Consider the following 25,082-nt stretch of genomic DNA (forward strand, 5'->3'; position numbering starts at 1 on the left):
GGAGGGCACGGCGCTGGCAGGGAAGGAGAAGGCGGGCCAACCATGAGTATTGCATGGGTCTTTCCGGGTCAGGGATCGCAGGTAGTTGGCATGGGGCGTGATTTGATCGCGGCATCGGTAGCAGCGCGCCAGATTTTTGCCACTGCGGACGAGACGCTTGATTTCGGGTTGAGTGAATTGTGCTTTAGCGGGCCAGAAACCGACCTCACCGCCACTGAGAATGCGCAACCGGCGCTCCTCACCACCAGCATGGCCCTCTTAGCCGCGATGCGCGAACTATTAGGCGACCGACTCGAACCACCGATTGCGGTCGCCGGCCACAGCCTTGGCGAATATTCGGCCTTGGTTGCAGGTGGTTCGTTGGATTTCACCACGGCGTTGCGCCTCGTGCGCCGCCGGGGCGAATTGATGGCCGCCGCTCACGATGGCAGCATGGCAGCCGTCATCGGGCTTGATGCCGGCATCCTTGAACAGATCTGCCAAGAGGTAAGCGCGGCGCTGCAACACCACAACCAATTGCACGGTACCGTGGTCATCGCCAATTACAATGCCCCTGACCAGCTCGTGATCAGCGGCAGTGTGGTGGCCGTGGAACACGCCAGTCTGCTCGCCAAAAGTCGCGGCGCAAAACGGGTGATTCCCCTCAAAGTCAGCGCAGCCTTCCATTCCCCCTTGATGGTCGAAGCCGCCGAAGGTATGGCACAGGCAATTGCCAGTGCGACCGTCCGTGATCTGGATATTCCGCTGATTGCCAATGTCACGGCTGAACCGCTCCGCGATGCCGATGATGTGCGGCGCGAGATGGTCGCGCAAGTGGTAGCGCCGGTACGTTGGATCGCGTCGGTACAGCACATGGTGGCGATGGGGGTCGAAACCTTCGTCGAGATCGGACCAGGAAGAGTATTGACCGGTTTGATTCGCCGGATTGCGCCTGCAGCACGCTTGATTAACGTCGCCACCTTCGAGGATGTACGGGCATTGACGACCATGCAACCGGTATAGAGAATGCTATGGAATTGCAGGGGCAGGTTGCCATTATTACCGGTGGCGCACGCGGGATCGGGCGCACCACAACCATTGAGCTGGCTGCTGCCGGGGCGCGCGTATTGATCAACTATCAGCGAAGCGCCGCGGCGGCTGAAGCTTTGGCGGCTGAAATTGTCGCCAATGGCGGTGAGGCGTTCGCTTATCAAGCCAACGTTGCCGATGAGCAGGCGGTCGAGCGGATGGTAGACGCGGCGCTAGAGCGTTGGGGCCGGATCGACGTGCTAGTGAATAACGCCGGCATCACTGCCGATGCGCCGCTAGCCCGCCTGCGCCCAGAGCAATGGCAACAGGTGATTGAAACCGATCTGACCTCAGTCTTTCTCTGTTGCCGCGCTGCGGTACCAATCATGCGCGCCGCTGGCTATGGCCGGATCGTGTCAGTCAGTTCGCTAGCGGCGCTAGCCGGCAATGTCGGCCAAACAAATTATGCCGCCGCCAAAGCCGGCATTATCGGCTTGAGCCGCTCGCTCGCCCGTGAAGTCGCCCGTGACGGCATTACCGTCAATGTGGTCGCTCCCGGTTATATCGAAACCGATATGGTGGAAACCGTGCCGGAAGCGTTACGGGCATGGGCGCTGCAAGCGATCGCGTTGGGCCGGTTTGGCCGGCCCGAAGAGGTCGCTGCCGCCATCCGGTTTCTCGTCTCGCCACGCGCTTCGTACATTACCGGCCATATCTTGACCATCGACGGCGGTTGGGTGATGCCGTAGGGTTATTGCGCGGCAATGACTGCACCACGGAACGGGATAGAAGCAACAATGATCGACTTCACCGGACAAGTAGCAATCGTTACCGGCGGGTCGGGAGGGATCGGGCAAGCGATTGTGCGCGGACTCGCCCGACATGGCGCGCGGGTGTTGGTAGGGTACCATCACGACGAGCCGGCTGCGGGCAGTATTGTTGCCGTGGCCCAATCGCTTGGCAGCGAAGCCGCAGCACTGGCAATCGATGTCCGCGAAGTTGACAGTGGGCCTGTGTTGGTGAATGCGGCACTCGAGCGGTGGGGCCAGCTTGATATCTTGATCAACAGCGCCGGCATCGCCGCTTATGGTCCGCTGAGCGAGATGAGCAGCGAGCGTTGGCGCCAAACAATCCAAACCAACCTCAGCGGGGTCTATCACACCTGCCGCGCCGCACTGCGCCCAATGATGCAACAGCGCTACGGACGGATTATCAATGTGGCGGCACTCTACGGATCCTCTGGCTTTCCCGGCCAAGCCGACTTTGCCGCAGCAGCCGGCGGGATCATCGGGCTAACACGCGCCTTAGCCCGCGAAGCGGCACCGTGGCAGATCACAGTCAACGCGGTCGCACCGGGAATGATCGAAACAGAGCTCGTGCAGACCATCCCCAAACCGATCCAAGAGTGGAGCGCGAATATCATCGCGTTACGCCGGTTGGGGAAACCAGAAGAGGTCGCCGCCGCCGTGCTCTTCCTTGCGTCGCCGGTAGCATCATATATCACCGGACAGACGCTGGCCGTCGATGGCGGCTGGACGATGGCGTAGGGGCGCAGCGTTCCCCTTATGCCAGCCTAAAAACGCAGATGCGGTAGTTGCCTACCGCATCGCGACTAAACGGATCAATTTAATTACCCGCCTACGTTAAACCCTCTCGGAAACCAACCGCCTCGAGAGTTCACCAGAGCGGCAAGAAGGTTCCCATCCACCGTACCCTCACAGGTCCTTTAGCTGCTCCGCCTTCAGCAGATTATGCGCCGGGCTAGCTTTTGCTATTGGATTATCTCACCATCTAGCGTGGGATAGCAGCTCCTTCTTACCCAACGCGGTGAGTTTGTTTGGGAGGCAACCGTACGGCTCGCAGAGCATCCGATTACTCAGCAGTAACCTGGCGCTTGTCTGTTCGTCCCCCCGACCCCATCATCTTTACCTTCTTTTTTGATGGCGGCCGTTTCCCCGAACTTACGCTTCATCTCTCTAGACTTACCCACACATAATTCTTTACATTAGAGGTGAAGCGCTTGCTTCCCGGTTGCACGTAAGTGGTTGGTTCCCCCTTCCGGTTTCTGATGTTCTCTCGAGGCTACGGCCTTATCATAGCACCCTGAAGGTCAAAAATCAAGTACTTAATCGTAACTTAACGATGATAAACCACAATTCTTTATGCTATCAGTCATCGGATGGTTAAAAAGCCATTAAATATTCGTCAGGCACAACTACAGGAGTGTAAAGGATTTTTGTTTACACCGGCATATCAGCCGCGATCCGGGCCGCTACTGCTTGCCCCGAAAGCAAGACTAACGGGATACCGCCGCCGGGATGGGTGCCGCCACCAACGAAGTACAAGCCGCGCACCCGGCGCGCGCGCAGGGGCGGGCGGGCAAAAGCGGCGAACGGGGAATTGGAGCTGATGCCATAGATCGCGCCAAAAGCGGCATTGTAGCGCTGCGCCAGATCGCGCGGCGTCCAGTGATGGGTGTAGCGAATAGCGTGGCGCAAACCGCGCAGGCCCATCGTCTCGAGTTTAGCGATGATGTGATCGCGGTAGGCCGGCAGCACGGCTTCCCAGTCGATCCGGCCATCGTCAGCCGGGGCATTCACCAGCACAAACAGATTCATGTGGCCGGGTGGGGCATGCGCTGGGTCGGAGCGGCAGGTTGCAGCGATATACACCGTCGGATCGAGCGCCGGACGGCGGTCGCGCACGATCGCCTGAAACTCAGCCGGATAGTCACCGCCAAAGAAGATGTTGTGGTGGGCTAACTGCGGAAAATCGCCTTCAACCCCTAAAAAGAGCACCACTCCGCTGTATGACGGTTCAATACGGGCAAGGCGGCGCGCCTCGCGCTGGCCACCGGGGATCAGCCGCTCGTAAGCGTATTGCGGATCGGCGTTCACCACCACTGCCACAGCCGGCAAGACCGTGCCATCGACCAGCCGCACTCCGCGCGCGCTGCCACCTTCAACCATGATCTCGGCCACCGGCGCGCTCGTGCGCAGCTCAACCCCTAGCTCCACAGCCAAACGGGCCAGCGCCACGGCCAATTGATACATCCCGCCGCGCACATACCAACCGCCTTCCGTCAGCTCGATATAGGCAATCAGGTTAAACGTGGCGGGTGACAGGTACGGCGATGAGCCGTTGTAGGTCGCATAGCGATTAAAGAGCTGGCGTAGGCGGGGGCTACGGAAGAACGAGCGCACCGCCGCATCAACGCTGCGGAGCGAATCGATGCGCAGGGCGTGGCGCGCCATCGTTGGCGTGATCAATTCGCGCAAACCATCAAACGGGCGCAGTAGAAAGGGGCCGGCCACCGCATCGTAGATACGGGCAGTATGGGCCATAAAGCGAAAGAAATTGGGCACATCAGCCGGGCTAATGCGCTCGATCTCTTGGATCAACTGGGGCAGTCGCTGCCACGCATCAAAGCGCGAGCCATCGGGCCAGAAATAGCGGCAGGTCGGCTCCACTTGCTCAAAGCAGAGGTAGTCATCCATCCGGCGGTTGGCGGCGGCGAACAGATCGCGGATCACCCACGGCATCGTCAACAACGACGGGCCAGTATCAAAGGTATACCCCTCGGCCTGATGGAGGTTCAGCTTGCCGCCTACACGTTCGTTCTTTTCACAAAGGATAACGCGCCGGCCTTGGGCAGCCAGCCGGATCGCCGCCGCCAAACCGCCCAAGCCGCCGCCAACGATGATCATCGGAAGTTGGGTTGGATGCGCCATAACGTGACACACAATACAACGCAAAGACGCTAAGACGCAAGCAATTGCCGGACGCTGATCGCAAACCACCCGGCCAACCCGCTGCGTCTGCGCGTCTTTGCGTGACGTTCACCGACTAAAACCGACCCCGCTGGCCCGGAATCTGCGCGCCGAAGATGCTCGGCGGCAGTTTGAAGCCGTGCTGTTCGAGGCGAGGGGTAAACTTAGGCCGCACACCGGTCGGGCGCAATTCGGAGATCAATTTACCCTCACCGGTCTTGCCGAGGATTTCGAGCTTAAAGATATCTTGCAGCACGACGGTATCGCCTTCCATGCCCTGCACTTCGGTAATGTAGGCCACTTTACGCGAACCGTCTTCGAGGCGGGTCTGCTGCACAATCAGGTCGATCGCCGACGCGATCTGCTCGCGGATCACCTTCAGCGGCATCTCCATCCCGGCCATCAAGGCCATCGTCTCCATACGAGCGATCGCCTCGCGCGGCGCATTAGCGTGGAGCGTGGTCAGCGAGCCATCGTGACCGGTATTCATCGCCTGCAACATATCGAGCGTCTCGCCGCCGCGACACTCGCCGATCACGATCCGCTCAGGGCGCATACGCAGCGAGTTGATCACCAGATCACGAATCGTCACCCGACCTGATCCGTCAATCTCTGGCGGTTTCGCTTCGAGGCGGACGACGTGATCTTGAGCCAACTGCAATTCGGCGCTGTCTTCAATCGTCACAATCCGCTCATCTTCGGGGATGAAGTTCGAGAGCACGTTGAGCAACGTCGTCTTACCGGAGCCGGTGCCGCCAGCGACCACGATATTCAAGCGCGAGACGACGCAGGCCCGCAGGAACTCGGCCATCTCTGGCGTCATCGAACCAAAGCGAATCAGATCTTCGACCTTAAGCTTATTCTTAGAAAACTTGCGGATCGTAATCGTAGAGCCATCGATCGCACAAGGCGGAATGATCGCATTAACACGCGAACCGTCGGGCAAGCGAGCGTCAACCATCGGCCACTTGCGGTCGATACGGCGGCCCAACGGGCGAATAATGCGGTCAATGATCTTCATCACGTGCTCATCCGAAGCAAATCGGACATCGGTCAGCTTGAGCTTGCCTTTTTGCTCGATGTAGACTTTGTATGGGCCATTGACCATGACCTCCGAGATGCTATCATCATCGAGCAACGGCTGAAGCGGCCCAAAGCCAAACAGCTCATCGCACACCATGGCGAAGAGCTTCTTGACATCTTGATCAGGCAAATTCACATTCGCCTGCTGATAGACGCGGGCAAAACGCTCTTGCAACAGCCGTTCGGTCTCAGGAGAGCGTTTCAGTTCGGTCTGATTACCTAAAGAAGCCTGAATCCGGTCTACAATCCAGAGCGACAGATCAAGCATGCGCTTCTGATCATTCGCCGGTGTTGCATCTTGCACCGCCGGGCGGGCTGGCGCGGCCGGAGCAGCGGCCGGGGGTGGCGGGGGCGGCGCCGGAGCGACCGTTGCTGCCGGAGCCGGCGGGGGAGGGGTGGCAACAGCCGGCGCAGGCTCGGGCTGAGCAGGATTACCGGTGAGACGTTTGAGCAGCGACATAGTGATCCAACCTCCTTAGCCGAGCTTGACAAAATACGCTTCGCAGGCGCGATCGATCAACTCGCGAGACATCGCCGGCGGAATACCACGGTATTTCGATTCATCCAATATCTGATCGCACAAATCACGCGGATGGCAGGAGCGCAGCTCGCGCCCAACTTTCATATAGTGTTCTTGGATGAGGTAGCGCAAACCATCATCGCTATACGGGATGCGTTTTTGTTTGCACACGAGCTGGAAGATCGCCCGAAACTCGGTTGGCGATGGGTTGGGCACTTCGATCTTGTGGCGAATACGGCGCAAGAAGGCATCGTCAACCAAATCTTTGGGGTTGAGATTGGTGGAAAAGACGATCAGCACATCAAACGGCACTTGAATCTTCTTGCCAGTCTGCAAGGCAAGGAAGTCAACCTTCTTCTCGAGCGGCACAATCCAGCGGTTGAGCAGATCTTGCGGGCGGCACTTCTGGCGGCCAAAATCATCGATCAAGAAGAGGCCGCCATTGGCCTTCATCTGGAACGGCGCTTCGTAGACCTTTGAAATCGGGTCGAAGATGAGCTCAAGCTGTTCGAGTTCAAGCTCGCCACCCACCATCACCCGCGGTCGTTTACAGACCACCCACCGCGCATCGGGATAGGTCGTGACTGGCGCTGCCACCGGCCCGCCAAACGGTGATGGCGGCGGCAGCTCGGCATGGCCAACTTCATTGACCTGCACGACCTGATGGTTAAGCGGATCAAAGACCTTGATAATCTGGCCGTCAATTTCAACGGCGTAGGGTATAATCACCAACCCGCCGAGCAGGTTTGCGATCCCCTCGGCAATCGTGGTTTTCCCATTACCGGGAGGGCCGTACAGGAAGAGCGAGCGGGCGGAATTGGCGGCTGGGCCAATCTTATCGAGCATCTTCTCGCTGACGACCAGATGGCTAAACGCCTTGCGAATCGTCGCCTGATCGATCACCAGTTCGCCGATGCTCTGGCGGAGGGTGATATCAACATACTGCTGCAATGGCACCGGGGCCGGGCCGGCGTACTGGTTCCGATCGATCACTTCGTGAACCTTATTGCGGCCCTTGCCAGTGATGACGTATTGGAACGAACGCTCGCTAAAACCGCCTTCAGCGCCGATGATATCGACATATTCTTCCAGCTTGAGAAACTCAAGCACCTTATCAATCACACCAAGAAAGGGCAGCTTAATGGTCTCTTCGAGCTTCTGACCAGTAATCGCGCCGGAAAAATAGATCACCTTCAGCACATGATCGGTCAGAAAACCCAGTGACAGACCCGTCTCAGCGATGGTGGCCGGCTGCGAGGGTATCTCAGGCATCCGTTGCGAAGGCGCGCTTGCTGGAGTGGCCGCCGGATTCACTTCGTGCAGACGGAAGCTCATAACCTACCCTTTCTGCCCTAGCGCCGGAAGAGTGAGGCATTGCGGCGATCTCCCGGTGCATACCGGTGAGACGCACGCCTGCTAGAGGTAGTATAGCGATCCACGGGGCGGAGCGCAAGGGGAAGCCGGCGTCAGCACAGAGCCTGACGCCGGCGCAGAGGTCACTCTTCCAGATGATCATCTTCGTCGGCGATATCTTGATCGATCTCATCGAGACCAATCTCTTCGTCTTCATCGCCGCCGATAAAGTCCTCATCAAGGGTTTCGGGCTCTTCAACCAACTCTTCTTCGTCGAGCACATCCTCATACTCATCGAAGCGGAACGAGGAGAGGACAGTAGCGCCTTCACCGAGCTTACCGGGGAAGGAGACGCGCCCACGCTGGCTGGGGTCTTGATAGATTTCGCGGATCAGAATCCGCACATTGCGCGAATCAGACTGCACCACCGCAGCGAGATAACGATTGCCGCCATTCATCAGCTCAAGGAGGCGATGGCTGAGTTTTGGTTCGATCCGGCCAATCAAATTGCCATCCAGATCGACGACATACACCATCTTGCCCTCAACGCGCAATTCCACCTTTTCGCCGGTAATGAGGGCATCGACAGCGGGGCCGCGCTGCACATCAACTAATGAGGTCAGGGCAGTGCGACCGGTTTCAGTAATAAACATGCGCATATCGATCTGCTGGCGGGTCGAGCGGGTCACCGGCGCTTCAGTGATACCACGCGCCAGCAGCGCCTCGAGGCGAGCGACATTCTTGCGCGCGATCGGATTGGAGGCATTCAGGCGCAGGGCGTTCTGATAGGCGCGGTGGCTCTCGGTATACTTGCCCAGCTCAAACAGCGCCTTTCCCAACCGGTTATACGTCTCGGCATCTTCGCTCACGCGCAACAACTGCTGGTTCAACTCAACCGCCTCTTGCCAGCGATTCAAGGCAGCCAATTCAATTGCCTTTTCTTGCAGGCGGCGGCGAATCCGCATCTTTTCATCTTGCTTTGACAAGGTCGTTCTCCTTGGGTTGGGCACTGAACCTATTGATCGAGTTGCGGTACACCCTGCAACGACCACGGGCTAGTCACGGTGATTTTCACCGACACCAATTGGCCGGTCAGATCGGCAGGATGGCTAAAGAAGACCAGTCGGTTACCGGGAGTGCGGCCACGCCACTTACCTTTGCTCTCGCCTTCGACCAAGACCTCAACCGTCTGGCCGAGGAAGCGAGCCATACGCTCGGTGGCAATTTGTTCTTGCAACTGTTCAAGACGGCGGCGACGTTCCTCTTTAACGTCGGGTGGCACCGCCAGCGCCGGATCCTGTTCTTGCTCGGCGGCAAGCGTTCCGGGACGCGCCGAGAAAGCTGCGATATGCACTTTATCAAAACCGATCTCGGCGCAGAGTTCCATGGTCTGGCGAAAATCCTCTTCAGTTTCACCGGGATGACCAACGATAATATCGGTGGTCAGCGAGATATGCGGAATCGCGGCACGAATCTTCGCGATCAACGACTTATAGCGGGCCACCGTATAGCCACGTCGCATCAGCTTCAGCACGCGATCAGAACCGGCCTGCACCGGTAAATTGATTTCCGGTTGACAACGCGGCAAGCGGGCCACCGTCTCGATCAAGCGGTCGGTCATCCAGGCCGGATGCGAAGTGAGGAAACGGAGCCGGAGCAAACCGGGGATAGGATCGACCGCTTCGAGCAGATCGGCCAGCTCAGGCCGTCCGGGGAGGTCGTGGCCCCACGAATCGACAATCTGGCCAAGGAGGGTAATCTCCTTGGCGCCGCGCGCAACGATCCGGCGCACTTCCTCGACAATCTCGGCCAAGGGGCGCGAACGCTCGCGGCCCCGGCGCAGCGGAATGACGCAATACGAGCAGGTCATATTGCAGCCATACTGGATCGGGACATGCACCGAGACCGGCGGATGGCGCCAATCGCGCACCGGCAAGGCCGGCTCATCGAGGGTATAGACCGGGTTGGGAGCAAGGGCGACCACCTCATCAACGGCGGAAGGCGAGACGAAATGATCGACCATTGGCAACTGCTCGGCGAAGATCGAGCGGTTATTAGGGCCAACCATACAGCCCCAAAGCACCACTTTGGTATCAGGATGAGCACGTTTCACCCGCACCAACTCGCCGAGCTTGCCCAGAATCCGCTCTTCGGCAGACGCACGCACACTGCACGAGTTGAGCACAATAAAGCTCGCCTCTTCGGGGCGGGCAGCCGGGCTATACCCCACCCCCTGCAAGGCGGCTTCCAACCGCTCGGAATCGGAGATATTCATCTGGCACCCCACCGTCCAGACGTAATAGCGCCGCTCGCGCGGCGTCTGATCACGATCGGGACGGGAGCGCTGATCGAAGAAGATCACGTCCTGCATGGAACCTTACCACACAATGACCGGCAAACCACACTCCACGCTCTGGCGCGCCGCTTCGCGGAGCGACTCAAGGCAGCGGAAGGCATCGGAGCGCGGCGAGACGCCGGCTTTGATCAACTGCGGCGCCAACTCAGACAACTCACGCAGCAACTGCACCGACGAGCCGAAGAAGGCTTGATCTTCTTCGCCCTCATCATCTTCAAACGGCAGATAGATCGGATCAGCGAAATCAACCGGCAGGTAATAGCTATGGATCCCCTGCAAGTTGATCAGATGGCGGTACCGGCTCGGCGCCAGCTCATCCCAAACATCGGTCACAGCGCGATCGAGATCCTCTTCGAGGACGGGGCCATCAGCGATAATCGGTGCCAAATCGTTGCCCCGCTCGAGATGGGCCGCCATGCGGGCTAACTGGTAGAGCGCACCCATCGTCTCGATCGAACCTTCCCACACCTCGACGCCGGGTTGGCTGAGCAGATCGATATCAATACCATACTCGCGCAGTTGATCCTGCACGGCAGCAACACTCTCGTACTGTTCTTCGTACTCGGCGCGATCCTCATCGGGCCGCACCATAATTAACGACGCAACCGCCAGATCGAGTTCGGCGGGAGCACGAGTAGACATAAGATTTCTCCTCACTGAGCGCACATCGCGCAGCTTTTAGTATACCACATCATTACCATTCTATCATTGGATCACTGCATAAACCACCCTTGATCAAAGATCACAGCCTTACACAGCCGACCGTGCGCTAGCCTCCCGACGATCGGCATCGACCATTTCACTATGGTAATGACCAATTATTAGCCTACTGCTATGCTAGAGGCAGTAAACGGAGTAGATACGATGCGAGAACAACGATGGCGATTGAACAGCAACGTTTACAGCCTCACCCACACCAAGGCACCGCCAATACCCGCGATGACCGAAAGCAACGCTGGTTTTCGCTAAGCCTCTTTGGAATACTTTGCCTCATCGTATTTATGCAAATCTACCTAGGAATACTTTTATTAGAACAATCAGAGATTCACGAATGGCTGCTTGGCGAATGGTTTATCAACTATCAAGGCGGCTTTGTCCGACGCGGGTTCATTGGCGAACTTTTATGGCAAATATCACATTGGTTAGCGTTCGATATTGTGAAGCTTACTATTATCTCACAAATCATCACGCTTAGCATCTTTGCAGTCCTAGTTTATCTACTGATCTATCAAGTAGAGGTTTCACCGTCTACTTTCATACTATTATTCTCACCTGCTTTTCTCCTCTTTATGATCTTCACGTGGCCGCACCTCGGCGTACGCAAAGAAATCCTATTTGGTATTCTCCTATGTCTACAACTGCTAGTTTTACGCAAATCAGCCTTACCCTTGATCATAGTACCATTGCTGATCAGCATTGGCACCATATTGATCATCCTATCTCATGAAATGCTTGTTTTATATCTACCCTACCTATTGATTGCCACTGTCAGTTATGAACAAGGATTCGGCCGGCTCTCACGGATGACGAGTCTGGCATTGTTACCAACCATCATCATTACCGGGCTGATTATACGCACGCCGCAGGTTCATCCCACCACCATCAATGCCATCTGCGCATCGCTTCAGACAACAATGCCACGGGACTGCTTAGAACAAGGGGAATTAATTGGCGCAATCGCATTTCTCGGCGCGACCACGCAGCAGGGCATCCAATTTACCCGATCGTATACCACTACTGAGACGACGATCGTCTATCTGATCACCGGCTTGCTTAGTATAGTCCCTATTATCGTAACGATTACAACCTATCGATTATGGCAACACTTGTCACGCAACACGCTTGCGTTCATCGGCGGTTTGTGGGGATTATCACTGCTCGCGACCGTGCCATTGTTTATCGTTGCAGCCGACTATGGCAGATTTATTAACATTCATGTCACTTGCACGACCCTTATCCTAGCGCAATTGATATACACCCGGCGCGCCGTGCTCCCGCCTACACTCAGAAACAACACCACACTGTGGATTGGAAGCATACTGTTCATTGTCAGTTGGCAATTACCAATGTGGCTGATGTTTGCCACTTACGAACGAGCCTTTCCATGGCTAGCATTGTTTGGTTGGAACAAGTAAAGGGCGGTTGCACGAACGCAACCGCCTGCACCAACGCTCGGCTCTAGGCTAAACGATCAATACCGCTCAAACACCGGCTCAACCACATCGATCGCGCGATCAAACTCCTCATCGGTCTCTGGTTCAGGTTCGCCAACAGCCCGCTCTAACCCAATGCTACGCACAATCTCAATCGTCACCCGCGGCATCTCGTCGGCAATCGCCTTAACGGCGGCCAACACGGGGCGAGTGGTGACGCCAGCCAGCATAGCGGGAACCCCGATCTCGATCAGGTCCTCACCGTCTTCATTCCGAATGATTAACTGCTGCACGCCCGGCTCATCAATCAGCTCGCGCACGCGAGCGAGCAAGCGCCAGCCATGAACGAGCTCAATCGCGATGTCCATGGTCCCCTCCTGCGCCGTGCTGGCGCTCTGTCTGAAATGTACTCCGCTATGGTACAGTGTAATTGCAGACTAGCACTTTGCGTGAAATGAACTCTTCACCGACAGTACAGACATTTTAATCATCAAATTTTGATATTTTTAGCATAACTTCTATGAATGCTATCAGAATCGTTATCTTGTATATCGTTTTATGTTAAACAATACTACATCGTACCAATGATATTCTGCTCATAGTCACAGGTTAGCATTGAGACATGCAGCCCTCCTCATCCTGCTGCGACTCAGCGCGCAAAACGTTTGACACTCAGGGCAGCGACGGCTTATAATGAGCGTGGATTCGTTGCCTTGTAAGCAGAGGAGCCGGCAAGCAGCATGAAACCCTCTGTTCGCACCCAAAACATTACTGTTGCGCTCGTTTCAACTCTGCTCATTGTGCTCCTTGCCCTCCAGCAGTTTCCAGTGGTAGCGGCGCCTTTAGCGCAGATTAATTTCGTATGGAATCCAACCTCAACGACCTCGTCAGGACAACCCGGCCAATCACTCATCACAGTCAGTGCAACCCTCCAAAATCAGGGGCCAACGGATGTCTTCAATCTCAGCGCCACACCGCCGTCCGGTTGGTCAGCAGTGACTATTGCCCCGAGCGCTTCGGTTACGATTAATGCCAACGCATCCCAAACCTTCACCTTTTTCTACTCGATCCCAACCACAGCAACCACCGGTACGTATGCAATTGATATCACGGCGGCGCGAGCGAGCACACCTAGCATTACCGCACTCTTCCGCATTGTGGTGAATGTGGTGGCGCCAACGATCACACCAACCGTAACACCGACCATCACGCCTACCCTGAGTGCGATCTGCTTTGATGGCTTTGAGCCAGACAACTTCCCGGCCCAAGCCAAGCGGATCGATGTGCAGATCGCGCAAGAACACGTCATTTGCCCGATCGGCGATGAGGATTGGCTGTATTTTGGCGGGGTGGAAGGGAAAGTGTACACCATTGATGTGCCGGTGATGAAACCGGGAATTGACCTATCATTGGAATTGCTCGACAGCAATCTCAACCGGGTGGCGTTCAACGACGATTTCTTCAATCGCGATCCGGCCAACCCCAACCCCGGCGACATTCGTCCGCGCATTACCGTGCGCATTCCAGCCAACGGAATCTATTACATCAGGGTGCGCGACACCGCTGGTCGCGGCGGGACGGATTACGCCTACGTAATCGCATTGCTCGATGAAAGCTATGGACCTACTCCAGCGCCAGTCGAGGCGGTCTGCCTTGATATCTTTGAACCAGATGGCTTGCCTGAACAAGCGCGGCTGATCACCTCGAACGAGGTGCAAGAGAACCGTCGTCTCTGTCCGACTGGCGATGCCGATTGGGTAACATTCTTTGCCAAAGCCGGCAAACGCTATGTCATCTATACTGATACTCGGCGCTACAGCGGCGCGAACACCGTCAACGACGATACGTTGGCCGGCGCAGATACGGTGTTGGTGCTAGCCGATCGCGATGGCGTCAGCATCCTCGATATCAACGATGACATGCCGGGTGGCAATACGCTTGACTCGCAGATCGAGTTTACGCCTAAAGTTGACGGGTTCTACTTCGCGCAGGTCAAGAACGTCGGTGATATTGGCAACCAATTCATTCGCTACGATTTGGTCTTGCTACTCTGCTTGCCCGGCCAGACTGACTGCCGGCGACCAGATGCACCGCTGCCCGGCTTGCCAGAGAATCCGGCAACACCACCAGCTACATCAACACCGATTAAGGCACCCATACCGATACCGCCAACCCCAACGCCATAGATGGATAGAGGTGTTGATGCCGGTTCGTACCTTGGACAGTACGGGGGTAGCAACTGAACTCATTGATCAGATCGGCCCCCGCCCAGCAACTTCGGCGGCGGAAGCGATGGCAGCCGCGCAGATCAATGCCCGCCTGCGACAGGCGGGCTTCAGTGTCGCAACCCATTCCTTACCCGCCACCGCGCATCCGGGCGCACGGCTTGCACCGGCAGCGGTTGGGTTGATGGCGGCGATCGGGTTGGCAGCTTGGCAGCCAGTAGTAGGCATGACGGTTGGCTTCTGGCTGATGGCGCTGCTGTTGGTTGATGGGATTTATGCGCCATTGCCACCGCTACGACAACGAGGGATCAGCCAAAATATCATTGCGGTGCGTCCGATCGAAGTAGCTGAAACTCAAACCCCGCCTCAACCACGCTGGCGGTTGGTATTGCTGGCGCCGCTGGATACGCCGCCGGTTTGGCGCGGTCTTGCGCGCTTGATTGCACCGACCTATGAGGGGTTGCTGGCCCGACTGGCACTCGGCAGTCTGCCACTGGCGATCGCCGCCATCCCCACTGCATCAGCGCTGCGCTGGACATTGACAATCGGCGCTTTCGCCGGTGCATTGTTGTTACTCTGGGCCACTCGCCGCCAGCTACCGCTCATGCAGCCCGATGGCGGGATTGCGGCCTTGGCGACGCTGATCATTGCCGGCCAAACCATCCCGCGCTTACAGCACGTGGAGGTTTGGGCAGTAGCTGTGGGCGCAGCCTACTGCGACCAAAACGGTCTCAAAGCCCTGATCGCGCGCTACCCCTTCGAGCCGGCCAATACGCTCATCATCGGCTTGGGACCGCTCGCGTGCGGGCAATTAGCCATTATCAGCCGCAGCGGCGTCTTCCGGCACGAGACAGCCGATCCGCTGCTGTACCGGCTGGCAATGGATGCCGACCGCGCCGAACCGGTGATTGATCTGGAACCACACACCCAAGCGGCGCGTGACGAACTGCTCTCACCATTGCGGCAGCGCGGATTTCGCACCTTGAGCATTCGCGCGATAGCGAACGGCGAGAACACCTTCACCCCTTTGTTAGCCGCACGGGCTGCCCGCTTGATTGCAGCCATTGCGTGCGCTCTTGATACTGAGACGAACGATGATTTACCTATTCTACGGGCCAAATGAGCTGGCCCGCAGCGAAGCGGTCGCTGAATTGCGGGCCAGCTTGCCGGCAGAGGTGGCCGATCTGAATATCAGCGTGCTTGATGGACGCAAACTCACCATCGAGCAATTAGTCGCCGCCTGTGAAGCGCATCCTTTTCTGGCCGATCGGCGGCTGGTGATCGTTTACGATGCGCTCAAGCATAGCAAAGTCGGCAAAGCGCGGGAAGAGCTGCGTGACTATTGCGAACGGACGCCGACGACATGCGATCTGGTGTTTGTGGAACAAGACGAGGTTGATCGACGGCACCTGCTCTTTACCTACTTGAGCAAACGCGGCGCGGTGCGTGAGTTTCCGCTGCTCAGCGGGCCAGAGTTATTGCGCTGGATCGAACGGCGGGCGAAATCGCTGCAAGCGACGATCGAGCCTGCCGCCGCGCAGCGGTTGGTTGATTTAGCCGGCAATGACAGCCGCGCGCTCGCAAATGAACTGGCCAAACTAGCTACGTATGCGGGGAGGGGCGGCACGATCGATCAAGCAGCGGTTGACCGGCTCGTCACCGACCAACAAGAGCAGAACCTGTTTACCTTCATTGATGACCTGAGCACGCGCCGGCTGGGTGCGGCGTTGCGCGGCGCGCGGGCATTGATCGAAGACGGCCAAGCGCCGCCGTATGTGTTGTTTATGCTGGCGCGCCAGATCCGGATTCTCTTGCACGTGAGGCAACAAGCCGCTCAGCGCCGCCGGCCTGACGACATTGCGAGCGAGCTGGGATTGAAGCCATTTGTTGCCCGTAAAGCTGCCGAGCAGGCGCGTAACTTTACGGCTGCCGAATTGGTTACCGCCCACGACCGGCTGCTCGAACTCGACCATGCGATCAAGACGGGAAAAATGCAGGCGGAAACAGCGCTCGAGCTATTTGTGGTCGAGATGTGCCAAGCGCAGCGGGGGTAGGGCTATCTAAGAAAAGACACGGGCGGGTTTGCAACCCGCCCATACCATTTGCTCATGCTCTACGGCGCTTGTTTATGCCGCTGAACCGGCTTGCGCGGCTAACACCACCCTCTTGGCCTTCTGGGCTAAGCGCGACTTCCGGCGAGCGGCGTTATTCTTGTGAATAATCCCCTTCACTGCAGCCTTATCAAGCGTGCTGTAGGCAAGGCGCAACGCAGCCTCATCAACCACGCCGCTAGCCAACACCAGCTCAGCCTTCTTGATTATCGTCTTCACCCGCGAGCGGTACGACTGGTTGCGCAGGTGCTTGCGCGCATCGCTCCGAATGCGCTTTTTTGCCGACTTTGTGTTCGCCAAGGTCAAACTCCTCGGATATAATTGGCGCGTTATTATGACACGTGAAACGGCGAGCGCTTGCGCGCCGCGCTAGCTCTGAAGTATAGCATAGGAACGCCAACCGTGCAACTGAGCGCCGTCTTGCGCCGTCTGAGTACCCAGCGCAACAGCCTGATCGTTATGGGCGGCTTTATTGTAAGCCGGCTGACCGGTCTGATCCGTGATATTGTCGCTTCATACTATTTCGGCACCTCGGCTGAGATGGCAGCGTATGGAGCTGCAATCAGCACGGTTGATCTGCTCTACCTCGTGATCATCGGCGGGGCGCTGGGCAGCAGCTTCATTCCGGTCTTTATCGAGGTGTGGGAGCGAGAACGGCCAGCGCGAGCGTGGGAACTGGCCAGTGCAGTAGTGACGTGGGCGCTGATTGTCCTCGCCCTCGCGAGCGCCGTGTTGTTTGTGGCTGCGCCGTGGCTGGTGCCGCTCTTGTATGGCGGGCAAGGATTTACGGCGGAAACGCTGGAGCTGATTGTAGCCTTGACCCGGCTGTTCTTGCTCTCGCCATTGCTGCTGGGGCTGGGAGGATTAGCGATGGCGGCGCTCAACGCGCGTGATCGCTTTACGATGCCTGCCTTAGCCCCCAGCATCTACAACCTCGGCATTACTGGCGGCGCGCTGCTAGCGCCATGGCTGGGCATTTGGGGCATGGCATGGGGAGTAGTGATCGGCGCGCTCGGATACCTGCTGATCCAGTTGCCAGCGCTGTTCGCACTCGGCATGCAACTGCGACCGCAGTTAGGCCGCCATCTACCTGAACTAGGCAAGGTCGCGCAGGCGATGGGGCCGCGCGTGATCGGGCAAGCGGCAGCCCACCTCAGCATCGTCGCAACGCTAGCGTTAGCCGCCCGCCTGCCTGACGGCGATGCCAAGCTCGCCGGGTTGCGTTGGGCATACCAGTTGATGCTATTGCCGTACGGCGTCTTTGCGCTAAGTTTGAGCACGGTCGCCTTTCCGCGACTGGCCCGGCTGGTGGCCGAGGGAAGGCTGGCCGAGCTGAGCGACGACGTGCGGATAACGCTGGGGCGCATCCTCTGGCTGACCTTGCCGGCGACCGCCGGCCTGCTCACCTTGGGGCCGGCACTGGCGCGCGTCTTGTTTGAACGGGGAGCGTTTGACAGCCTCTCGCTGAGCTACACTGCCGGCGCCTTAACCGGCTATGCGTTCGCCTTGCCGGCCTTTGCCGCCTCAGAAATCATGATCCGCACCTTCTACGCAATGCAGCGCACATGGCCGCCGGTGCTGATCGGAATTGGGCAAGTAACGATCAATATTGGGTTAGGCGTAACGCTGCTGGTGGCGGGGGCCGATGTGAGCGGGCTCGCGATTGCGTTCAGCATTGCCAACTCGCTCGAAGCGTTGGCCTTGGCGATTGTACTCGGGCGCACGTTACCGGGCCTCTGGCGAGCGCCGGCGCTTTGGCAGCGCTTGATGATAGCATTTGGCGCGAGTGTAGCGGTTGGGGTGCTGTGGTGGTATGCGCGCGAGCTGATCCCCGGCGGCACGCCGGCGACAGGTTATCACTGGCCGGACGATCTGGCCGGATTATTGCTTGGCTTGGTCGCGGCGGGCAGCGTTGGGGTCGTCATCTACGCTGCGTTAACCATCCTGCCGGATCGCCGTCGCCCGCTGGTCTGACCATGAAATGACGACATCCGGTTATCCGCCCCCCCCGACGGGTGCAAGGGCGGACAGAACGCACGAGCATAGATTTGGTTCATGGCTTTGCGATGCGCCGGTGTACCCTCACCCCCAGCCCCGCTCCAGCTGGCGCGGGTGCAAGGGTGGACAGAACCTCTGATCTGGAACCCGGCCCTGATGGGCCGGGTGGGGGTACGAAGCCCGCTCCGCGGGCAGATGGCCTGCGCTCGAGCCCCGCTCCCGCTGGCGCGGGAGCGGGGAGCGTAGCGCCGGGTTTTGTGGCATCGCACAACGATCAGTCGTTGTACTCAATCACATGTTCTGTCCGCCCCTCAACCCCTGAAGGACGGACAACTGTTTGGTTTGGGTAGAGTACGCTACGCTTCTTGAGCCACTAAATTAGCCACAATCGCGCCGGAAGCGATCACGCCGGGCAGACCAGCACCGGGATGGGTGCCAGCGCCGACGAGGTACAGATTGTCGATATCCTCCGAGCGGTTATGGGGGCGGAACCACGCCGACTGGGTGAGGATCGGCTGGATGGAAAAGCCCGCACCGAGATAGCTATTGAGCGCGTCGCGATAGTAACGCGGATCGACCATATGCTCGACCACGATATGGCGGCGCAGATCAGGCATATAGTGCTCTTCGAGGAACGACAGAATACCATCGCGCAGCCGCGGCCCGGCTGTGGCCCAATCGATCGGCGCCGCCAGATTAGGCACCGGCGTCAGTACATAGAGCGCCTCGTGCCCGGGAGGAGCCAGCGTCGGATCGTTGTGAGACGGGCGATGCAGATAGAGCGAGAAATCGTCGGCTAGCCGCTTCCGGTTGAAGATATCGTCAAGCAAACCCTTGTAGCGTTCGCTAAAGATAATATTGTGCTGCACCAAGCGGCCATCGTCATAGCGCCGGTTAATGCCGAGATAGATCACTGCCAGCGACATACTGTAGCGCATACGGCGCAGCCGGCGATCGGTCTGCACCTTGCGATAGCGCGGCGGGATCAGACGCATATATGTCTGCGGCACATCAGCATTCGAGACCACAATATCGGCGGGAAAGAGCCGGCCATCTTGGGTGCGCACGGCGCGAGCGCGGCGGCCATCAATCACAATCTCAACCGCCTTGGCATTGAGCTCAAGCTTGCCGCCGAGTTCGGTAAAGAGCTGCACCATCGCTTTGACAATAGCGCCGGTGCCGCCACGGGCATGGTAGACACCCCACTTGCGTTCGAGGTAATGCACCATCGCGTAAATCGAGGTAGAATCGAACGGATTACCGCCGATAAAGAGCGGATGGAACGAGAAACAACGGCGGAGGAAATCATCTTGGAAGAACTGAGAAACAAACCGGTAGACGCTCTGGTGTGATTTGAGGCGGATGAGGTCAGGCGCCACCCGCAGCATATCGCCGAAATGGAGAAACGGCTTATCGATCAGGCCAAACCCCTTCTCAAAGATAGGGCGAGTGCTGGCGATAAAGCGTTTGTAGCCTTCGACATCAGCCGGGTTCCACTGGCGGATCTGATCGAGCAGAGCTTGCTCATCATCGCCATACTCAAGGTAGCGACCCTCGTGATTAAAGAGGCGATAGTAGGGCCGGCATGGTTCAAGAGTAAAATAATCTTCGCGCCGTTTACCGGCCAACTGCCACAACTCATCGAACATAAACGGAGCAGTAATGACCGTCGGCCCGCTATCGAAGGTATAGCCCTTGGTCTGATAGACATAGGCGCGGCCACCGGGCCGATCGCGCTGTTCGAGGATCGTCACCGCGTGACCTTGGGCCGCCAAACGGATCGCGGCGCTGAGGCCGCCAAAACCACTACCAATAACCACAATCTGCTTTGACGCCATACCACTATCACCTTTTGCGACACAACACGGCGCGCCGGAACGCCGCTCAGGAACCGGCCATGCCAATTGTAGCCGGGAACCGCCGTCCATGCAGAGAGAGTTTGTCGGCGCAGCGTAAAGAGACGATAACCAGGCGGGGGTGACGGAGGCGATGCACCTACCCATACTAACAATTCATTGTAGCAATCAGATTTCGTCATACTGGAATTATTTGTATATCGTGTACACATTCACTGTGAATAGAAAGATGAAAAGTTGCGGCTCTGCAACCATTCGTTATAACCGCTTTACTCCGCTGCAACCGATCGCTAGGTATACTCGGCTTGCAAGCGATTGTAGCTAGACGGATCGCACCATGCGGCTAGGGGTAGCGCTCGGTTCAACCACAACTCAGCAAGGAAGCCACGCTGCAACTGCACAACGCGCTCAGCGTTGGTGGATAGGATTAGGCATCGTCCTGTTGAGCGGCCTCTTAGCAACCTTCTTGTGGTTTGTAATTGCCCGCCCGGTCAAAGTCTTGCCACGCGGCGAGCAATTCCCCCCATTTTCGTTGACCGATCAGCGCGGCAGCCGGCTGCTCGACAGTGATCTGCGCGGGCGGATGGTGTTTGTCAGCCTGATGCATAGCCGGTGCGGCGACGAATGCGCCGAGCAGACCAAGCGCCTGCTCGAACTCCGGCAAGAACTGCAACGCAGCGGACGGCTAGGCAGCGATGTGCTGTTTCTCACCATCACCCTCGATCCGGCGCATGACACCCCAGCCGATCTTTCGGCATTGGCCGGCCACCTCGGCGTCGATCCGCAAAGTTGGCGGTTCGTCACCGGCGATCCGCGCGAGATCAAGATGGTCGTCGGCGGCGGGTTAGGCGTGTACTACACCGAACCCGACGCCAACGGCAAGCTCTACGCCGAACGGCGGACATTTTTGATCGATCCCAGCGGGATGATCCGCACCTCGTATCCAGCCGAAGGGCCGCCGCTGGCCATCGCGCTACGCGACATCGATCTGCTCACGCGCGAAATGGGCAGCCAAGGAGCAATGCGGTTCGTGTACGAGGCGTCTCATCTTTTTGTGTGTTATCCGGAATAGCCTTAAGGAGGAAAGGATGTCAAGCTACCGCCGCCCATCGGATGACGAGCATGAAGACGATCATGAGCCGCCGCGCGGCGCGCTGATGATCACGTTAGGGTTCTTGCTGGCGATGAGCATTCTGTGGATGCAGGTCTATCTAACCCTGTTGAACAACGGAGGGATACCGGCGTCATGAAAGACAAGAAGTTTATCAGCTATCTGTTTGAGGTGGCGTGGATCCTGCCCAGCGTCGCGATCCCGGTCTCGATGCTGGTCGCGATCCTCATTACCGCCTTTGCGGTTGGCGTGCGGGTTCCCACCACAGCAGGGCGGGTCAGCGTCAGCGCTGTGGCTGCCGGGACCGATGCCACCTTTAGCCAGACCGGCCTGCGCGAAATTGCGCCCGGTCGCTATGAAGCCATCATCACGGCACAGACCTTCATGTTCACGCCGAACAAAATTGAAGTGCCGGCTGGGTCAAAGGTCACCTTTATTCTCACTAGCAAAGACGTAATCCACGGCTTCAAAATCGAAGGAGCGCCGATCAACGTAATGGTGATCCCCGGCCAAGTCTCACGGGTTACTGCCACCTTTGACAAACCGGGTGAATATCTAGTTGTCTGCCATGAATATTGCGGGGCCGGTCATCATGTGATGCACGGCACGATTGTCGTCTATTAAATAAGGCGCCGCTTGGCTGAAATCTAAGGAGAGTTGCATGGCTAGTATTGCAGCACGCGCCCGCCCGGTGGCAATCAGCACCGATCTCAGTGTTGAGCGCAAACTTACCGGGATCAATATCTTTATCGCATTCGCTGCGCTCGCTGTTGGCGGCTTAATGGGTGTACTCCAGATCCTGCGCTACAACGGCTTGGATCTCTACACCCCATCAAAACCGCTCCTCCCCGGTGGGTATTATCAGGGACTGACCGTCCATGGTGTTTTGAATGTATTGGTTTTTACAACATTCTATATTATTGGCTTTTTGACTTATATCTTTACCAAGAGCTTGAATCGCCCGATGGCGAGCAGCCGGCTGGCATGGGCGACGCTCTGGGTGATGGTAACAGGTCTGGTGTTGGCGGCTATCCCGCTGTTGACCAACAACGCCACCGTGATGTTTACCTTCTACCCGCCGCTGAAGGCTGATGCGCTCTTCTACATCGGCTTGACGCTGGTGGTAGCTGGCACGTGGTTATTGTTGGTGAATATGATCCTGACGCGCAATGCGTGGCTAGCGGACAATCCCGGCCAGCGCACGCCACTGCCAGCATTTATGGCGATTGTGACTATGCTGATGTGGACGATCTCGACCATCGGCGTGGCGAGCGAGATGCTCTTTTTGGTCATTCCGTGGTCGCTAGGGCTGATTGGCGGCACCGATCCGGTGCTGGCGCGTACCCTGTTTTGGTTCACCGGCCACCCGATCGTCTACTTCTGGCTGTTGCCAGCGTACATCTCGTGGTACACCCTCGTACCGGAACAGGCCGGCGGCAAGCTGTTCAGCGATCCGATGGCGCGGGTCTCGTTCATTCTCTTCCTGATCCTGTCGCTGCCAATCGGTATGCACCATCAAGTGACCGATCCGGGCATTTCCGAGATGTGGAAGCTGGTGCATGCGGTCTTCACCTTTGGCGTGTTCTTCCCCAGCTTGCTCACCTTCTTCAACGTGGTCGCGTCGCTAGAGTATGCGGGCCGGCGCAACGGTGGCGAAGGGTGGCTGGCATGGATCTTTAACTTGCCATGGGGCAAGCCCGAAATCTCGGCCCAAATTGTGGCGATGATGCTCTTTGCCTTCGGCGGCATCAGCGGGTTGGTGAACGCCTCGTACAACGTCAACCTCGTAGTGCATAACACGGCATGGATTTCGGGTCACTTCCACTTGACAGTCGGCACAGCAGTGGCACTGAGCTTCATGGGCATCACTTACTGGCTAGTGCCGCACCTCACCGGGCGAAAGCTGTGGAGCCGCGGGTTGGCGGTGGCGCAGCCGTGGCTCTGGTTTGTCGGTATGGGTCTCTTCTCGCACTTCATGCATGAGCTGGGCTTGCGCGGCATGCCCCGCCGCACCGACATCGGCGGCGCGCCGTATGTGCAGGATGAGTGGCGGTTCTTCCTCTTCTTTGCCATGATCGGCGGTCTAATCATGTTCGTGAGCGCTATCTTTTACTACCTCAACATGATTATGACGCTGACCCGCGGCAAGAAGCTGGCTGAAGCGCCCGATTTCACCTTCGCCAAGGCGCTCTCTGGCCCTGAAGATGCGCCCAAGATTCTTGACCGGCTGTTGGTGTGGGTAGCAATCGCAGCGATCATTCTGATTATCAATTACGTGCCGACCATCCTTAACATCTTGAACACAGCGACATTCGATGTGCCGGGTCGCAGGGTCTGGTAACGAGTGCTCGCATCCCATTCACGCATCGGAGCGCCGCACGATTGTGCGGCGCTCTGAGTTTCCTTGACACTGACCGGTTTTCTGTGGTACTATCCCTCATATCCGCACTATCAAAGGTAAACATAACAAGGTAACGGCCATGCCCGCACACCATGAGGGCAACGAGACAGAGGATTCGTATGGCCCCATTGCTCGAAGTTCGCGATCTACGCACCTATTTCCATACGCAAGACGGCATCGTCAAAGCGGTTGACGGTATCTCTTTTTATGTCAATCGAGGTGAAACACTCGGCATCGTCGGCGAGTCGGGTTGTGGCAAATCGGTCACATCCCTCTCGATTATGCGGCTGATCCCAACCCCGCCGGGTAAGATTGCCGGCGGCCAGATTCTGTTCGACGGCGAGGATCTGTTGCAAGCCAACGAAGAGGAGATGCGGAATATTCGCGGCAACCGGATCGCGATGATCTTTCAAGACCCGATGACGTCGCTCAATCCGGTGTTGACGATTGGCCGGCAGATCACCGAGTCACTCGAGTTGCACCTCAAGTTGACCAAGAAAGAGGCGCGTGATCGCGCAGTCGAGTTGCTCGATATGGTGGGCATTCCTTCGGCCAGTAAGCGGCTCGATAACTATCCGCACCAATTTTCGGGCGGGATGCGCCAGCGGGTCATGATTGCGATGGCGCTCTCGTGCAACCCCGAACTGCTGATCGCCGACGAGCCGACCACCGCGCTCGATGTGACGATTCAGGCTCAGATCCTTGAATTGATCAACCGGTTGCGCGAAGAGTTGGGTACGGCGGTGATTTTGATTACGCACGACCTTGGCGTCGTTGCTGGCATGACTGACCGGGTGACGGTGATGTACGCCGGTAAGGTGGTCGAAGAAGGCCCCACCAACGAAATCTTTGCCAACCCGCGCATGCCGTATACGATTGGCTTGTTGCGCTCGATCCCGCGGCTAGATGAAGAGCGAGGCCGGCGCTTGACGCCGATCCGCGGCTTGCCGCCGAATTTGATCGATCTGCCGCCGATCTGCCCCTTCAGCCCGCGCTGCGACTATGCGCGAGAGGAATGCCTCACCAGCGCGCCGGCACTGCGCAGTGTGGGCCAACACCATCGGGCAGCATGCCATTTCGATATTACGATTGAGACCCCGATTCCCCAGCAAGTAACCGGCGACGTTGCGGCTTGAC

At 57.7% G+C, this 25,082-nt stretch carries 22 protein-coding genes; 13 read left to right on the top strand and 9 right to left on the bottom strand.

The window, feature by feature from the left end; translation table 11 throughout:
- The first annotated feature begins 42 nt into the window (after positions 1-42).
- The 3 genes from fabD to U9R61_RS14160 are packed head-to-tail and all read left to right on the top strand — an operon-like array spanning position 43 to position 2,555.
- A complete protein-coding gene (fabD, locus tag U9R61_RS14150) occupies positions 43-1,002 on the top strand; it encodes an ACP S-malonyltransferase (RefSeq protein ID WP_322489455.1) in 960 nt (319 codons plus the stop codon).
- Between the two features lie 8 nt (positions 1,003-1,010).
- The gene (locus tag U9R61_RS14155) at positions 1,011-1,757 is read left to right on the top strand and encodes a 3-oxoacyl-ACP reductase family protein (protein WP_322489456.1); all 747 of its coding nucleotides are present in this window, start codon (positions 1,011-1,013) and stop codon (positions 1,755-1,757) included.
- Positions 1,758-1,805: 48 nt separating this feature from the next.
- Entirely contained in the window at positions 1,806-2,555 is a 750-nt protein-coding gene (locus tag U9R61_RS14160; RefSeq protein WP_322489457.1) for a 3-oxoacyl-ACP reductase family protein, read from the top strand.
- Positions 2,556-3,248: 693 nt separating this feature from the next.
- Here U9R61_RS14160 and U9R61_RS14165 read toward each other — a convergent pair.
- From U9R61_RS14165 to U9R61_RS14190, 6 genes are all read right to left on the bottom strand, one after another.
- The gene (locus U9R61_RS14165) at positions 3,249-4,739 is read right to left on the bottom strand and encodes a phytoene desaturase family protein (protein ID WP_322489458.1); all 1,491 of its coding nucleotides are present in this window, start codon (positions 4,737-4,739) and stop codon (positions 3,249-3,251) included.
- Between the two features lie 115 nt (positions 4,740-4,854).
- Positions 4,855-6,321: a CpaF family protein gene (locus U9R61_RS14170; protein WP_322489459.1), complete on the bottom strand. Its 1,467-nt coding sequence runs from the start codon at positions 6,319-6,321 to the stop codon at positions 4,855-4,857.
- A gap of 15 nt (positions 6,322-6,336) precedes the next feature.
- A complete protein-coding gene (locus U9R61_RS14175) occupies positions 6,337-7,716 on the bottom strand; it encodes an AAA family ATPase (RefSeq protein WP_322489460.1) in 1,380 nt (459 codons plus the stop codon).
- Positions 7,717-7,877: 161 nt separating this feature from the next.
- On the bottom strand, positions 7,878-8,699 hold the full coding sequence (locus U9R61_RS14180; protein WP_322489512.1) for a tetratricopeptide repeat protein: 822 nt from the start codon (positions 8,697-8,699) through the stop codon (positions 7,878-7,880).
- Between the two features lie 50 nt (positions 8,700-8,749).
- Positions 8,750-10,105 carry a tRNA (N6-isopentenyl adenosine(37)-C2)-methylthiotransferase MiaB gene (gene miaB, locus U9R61_RS14185; RefSeq protein WP_322489461.1) on the bottom strand — a complete coding sequence of 452 codons (1,356 nt, stop codon included), beginning with the start codon at positions 10,103-10,105 and terminating at the stop codon, positions 8,750-8,752.
- Between the two features lie 6 nt (positions 10,106-10,111).
- Complete coding sequence (locus U9R61_RS14190; RefSeq protein WP_322489462.1) at positions 10,112-10,732, bottom strand: hypothetical protein; 621 nt, start codon at positions 10,730-10,732, stop codon at positions 10,112-10,114.
- A gap of 236 nt (positions 10,733-10,968) precedes the next feature.
- Here U9R61_RS14190 and U9R61_RS14195 point away from each other — a divergent pair, with 236 nt between their 5' ends.
- Complete coding sequence (locus U9R61_RS14195) at positions 10,969-12,225, top strand: hypothetical protein (RefSeq protein ID WP_322489463.1); 1,257 nt, start codon at positions 10,969-10,971, stop codon at positions 12,223-12,225.
- A gap of 56 nt (positions 12,226-12,281) precedes the next feature.
- On the opposite strand, the gene U9R61_RS14200 is transcribed toward U9R61_RS14195, so the two are convergent.
- Entirely contained in the window at positions 12,282-12,611 is a 330-nt protein-coding gene (locus U9R61_RS14200; RefSeq protein WP_322489464.1) for a DUF4342 domain-containing protein, read from the bottom strand.
- A gap of 372 nt (positions 12,612-12,983) precedes the next feature.
- Here U9R61_RS14200 and U9R61_RS14205 point away from each other — a divergent pair, with 372 nt between their 5' ends.
- From U9R61_RS14205 to holA, 3 genes are read left to right on the top strand one after another with little or no spacing between them, the layout of a single operon-like run.
- Positions 12,984-14,429: an NEW3 domain-containing protein gene (locus U9R61_RS14205; RefSeq protein ID WP_322489465.1), complete on the top strand. Its 1,446-nt coding sequence runs from the start codon at positions 12,984-12,986 to the stop codon at positions 14,427-14,429.
- Between the two features lie 16 nt (positions 14,430-14,445).
- Positions 14,446-15,591: a hypothetical protein gene (locus tag U9R61_RS14210; RefSeq protein WP_322489466.1), complete on the top strand. Its 1,146-nt coding sequence runs from the start codon at positions 14,446-14,448 to the stop codon at positions 15,589-15,591.
- The gene (gene holA, locus U9R61_RS14215) at positions 15,563-16,522 is read left to right on the top strand and encodes a DNA polymerase III subunit delta (protein ID WP_322489467.1); all 960 of its coding nucleotides are present in this window, start codon (positions 15,563-15,565) and stop codon (positions 16,520-16,522) included. The genes U9R61_RS14210 and holA overlap by 29 nt, the downstream gene beginning before the upstream one ends.
- A gap of 72 nt (positions 16,523-16,594) precedes the next feature.
- Here the strand turns inward: holA and rpsT are convergent, their stop codons facing one another.
- Positions 16,595-16,879 carry a 30S ribosomal protein S20 gene (gene rpsT, locus U9R61_RS14220; protein WP_322489468.1) on the bottom strand — a complete coding sequence of 95 codons (285 nt, stop codon included), beginning with the start codon at positions 16,877-16,879 and terminating at the stop codon, positions 16,595-16,597.
- Between the two features lie 102 nt (positions 16,880-16,981).
- On the opposite strand from rpsT, the gene murJ reads away from it, so the two are divergent.
- Positions 16,982-18,553 (top strand): murein biosynthesis integral membrane protein MurJ, encoded by a 1,572-nt coding sequence (gene murJ, locus U9R61_RS14225; RefSeq protein ID WP_322489469.1) that lies wholly within the window; start codon positions 16,982-16,984, stop codon positions 18,551-18,553.
- Between the two features lie 380 nt (positions 18,554-18,933).
- Here murJ and U9R61_RS14230 read toward each other — a convergent pair whose 3' ends face one another.
- Complete coding sequence (locus U9R61_RS14230; protein WP_322489470.1) at positions 18,934-20,415, bottom strand: phytoene desaturase; 1,482 nt, start codon at positions 20,413-20,415, stop codon at positions 18,934-18,936.
- A 355-nt stretch (positions 20,416-20,770) separates the two neighbouring features.
- On the opposite strand from U9R61_RS14230, the gene U9R61_RS14235 reads away from it, so the two are divergent.
- The 5 genes from U9R61_RS14235 to U9R61_RS14255 all read left to right on the top strand — a co-directional run bounded on the left by U9R61_RS14235 (position 20,771) and on the right by U9R61_RS14255 (position 25,081).
- The gene (locus tag U9R61_RS14235) at positions 20,771-21,505 is read left to right on the top strand and encodes an SCO family protein (protein WP_322489471.1); all 735 of its coding nucleotides are present in this window, start codon (positions 20,771-20,773) and stop codon (positions 21,503-21,505) included.
- 16 nt (positions 21,506-21,521) lie between these two features.
- Complete coding sequence (locus U9R61_RS14240) at positions 21,522-21,683, top strand: hypothetical protein (protein ID WP_156525372.1); 162 nt, start codon at positions 21,522-21,524, stop codon at positions 21,681-21,683.
- The gene (locus tag U9R61_RS14245; RefSeq protein ID WP_322489472.1) at positions 21,680-22,168 is read left to right on the top strand and encodes a cytochrome c oxidase subunit II; all 489 of its coding nucleotides are present in this window, start codon (positions 21,680-21,682) and stop codon (positions 22,166-22,168) included. Before U9R61_RS14240 ends, U9R61_RS14245 begins: the two co-directional genes overlap by 4 nt.
- Before the next feature lie 37 nt (positions 22,169-22,205).
- On the top strand, positions 22,206-23,885 hold the full coding sequence (locus tag U9R61_RS14250; RefSeq protein WP_322489473.1) for a b(o/a)3-type cytochrome-c oxidase subunit 1: 1,680 nt from the start codon (positions 22,206-22,208) through the stop codon (positions 23,883-23,885).
- 179 nt (positions 23,886-24,064) lie between these two features.
- On the top strand, positions 24,065-25,081 hold the full coding sequence (locus U9R61_RS14255) for an ABC transporter ATP-binding protein (RefSeq protein WP_322489474.1): 1,017 nt from the start codon (positions 24,065-24,067) through the stop codon (positions 25,079-25,081).
- Position 25,082: the final 1 nt, after the last annotated feature.

The organism is Chloroflexus sp. (assembly GCF_034431535.1).
In the GTDB taxonomy this organism is placed as follows: Bacteria; Chloroflexota; Chloroflexia; order Chloroflexales; family Chloroflexaceae; genus Chloroflexus.

Excerpts from the sequence above, each read along its gene's own strand:
- fabD (WP_322489455.1), top strand. The coding sequence starts at position 43 with ATGAGTATTGCATGGGTCTTTCCGGGTCAGGGATCGCAGGTAGTTGGC.
- U9R61_RS14155 (WP_322489456.1), top strand. The coding sequence starts at position 1,011 with ATGGAATTGCAGGGGCAGGTTGCCATTATTACCGGTGGCGCACGCGGG.
- U9R61_RS14160 (WP_322489457.1), top strand. The coding sequence starts at position 1,806 with ATGATCGACTTCACCGGACAAGTAGCAATCGTTACCGGCGGGTCGGGA.
- U9R61_RS14165 (WP_322489458.1), bottom strand. The coding sequence starts at position 4,739 with ATGGCGCATCCAACCCAACTTCCGATGATCATCGTTGGCGGCGGCTTG.
- U9R61_RS14170 (WP_322489459.1), bottom strand. The coding sequence starts at position 6,321 with ATGTCGCTGCTCAAACGTCTCACCGGTAATCCTGCTCAGCCCGAGCCT.
- U9R61_RS14175 (WP_322489460.1), bottom strand. The coding sequence starts at position 7,716 with ATGAGCTTCCGTCTGCACGAAGTGAATCCGGCGGCCACTCCAGCAAGC.
- U9R61_RS14180 (WP_322489512.1), bottom strand. The coding sequence starts at position 8,699 with ATGCGGATTCGCCGCCGCCTGCAAGAAAAGGCAATTGAATTGGCTGCC.
- miaB (WP_322489461.1), bottom strand. The coding sequence starts at position 10,105 with ATGCAGGACGTGATCTTCTTCGATCAGCGCTCCCGTCCCGATCGTGAT.
- U9R61_RS14190 (WP_322489462.1), bottom strand. The coding sequence starts at position 10,732 with ATGTCTACTCGTGCTCCCGCCGAACTCGATCTGGCGGTTGCGTCGTTA.
- U9R61_RS14195 (WP_322489463.1), top strand. The coding sequence starts at position 10,969 with ATGGCGATTGAACAGCAACGTTTACAGCCTCACCCACACCAAGGCACC.
- U9R61_RS14200 (WP_322489464.1), bottom strand. The coding sequence starts at position 12,611 with ATGGACATCGCGATTGAGCTCGTTCATGGCTGGCGCTTGCTCGCTCGC.
- U9R61_RS14205 (WP_322489465.1), top strand. The coding sequence starts at position 12,984 with ATGAAACCCTCTGTTCGCACCCAAAACATTACTGTTGCGCTCGTTTCA.
- U9R61_RS14210 (WP_322489466.1), top strand. The coding sequence starts at position 14,446 with ATGCCGGTTCGTACCTTGGACAGTACGGGGGTAGCAACTGAACTCATT.
- holA (WP_322489467.1), top strand. The coding sequence starts at position 15,563 with ATGATTTACCTATTCTACGGGCCAAATGAGCTGGCCCGCAGCGAAGCG.
- U9R61_RS14230 (WP_322489470.1), bottom strand. The coding sequence starts at position 20,415 with ATGGCGTCAAAGCAGATTGTGGTTATTGGTAGTGGTTTTGGCGGCCTC.
- U9R61_RS14235 (WP_322489471.1), top strand. The coding sequence starts at position 20,771 with ATGCGGCTAGGGGTAGCGCTCGGTTCAACCACAACTCAGCAAGGAAGC.
- U9R61_RS14240 (WP_156525372.1), top strand. The coding sequence starts at position 21,522 with ATGTCAAGCTACCGCCGCCCATCGGATGACGAGCATGAAGACGATCAT.
- U9R61_RS14245 (WP_322489472.1), top strand. The coding sequence starts at position 21,680 with ATGAAAGACAAGAAGTTTATCAGCTATCTGTTTGAGGTGGCGTGGATC.
- U9R61_RS14250 (WP_322489473.1), top strand. The coding sequence starts at position 22,206 with ATGGCTAGTATTGCAGCACGCGCCCGCCCGGTGGCAATCAGCACCGAT.
- U9R61_RS14255 (WP_322489474.1), top strand. The coding sequence starts at position 24,065 with ATGGCCCCATTGCTCGAAGTTCGCGATCTACGCACCTATTTCCATACG.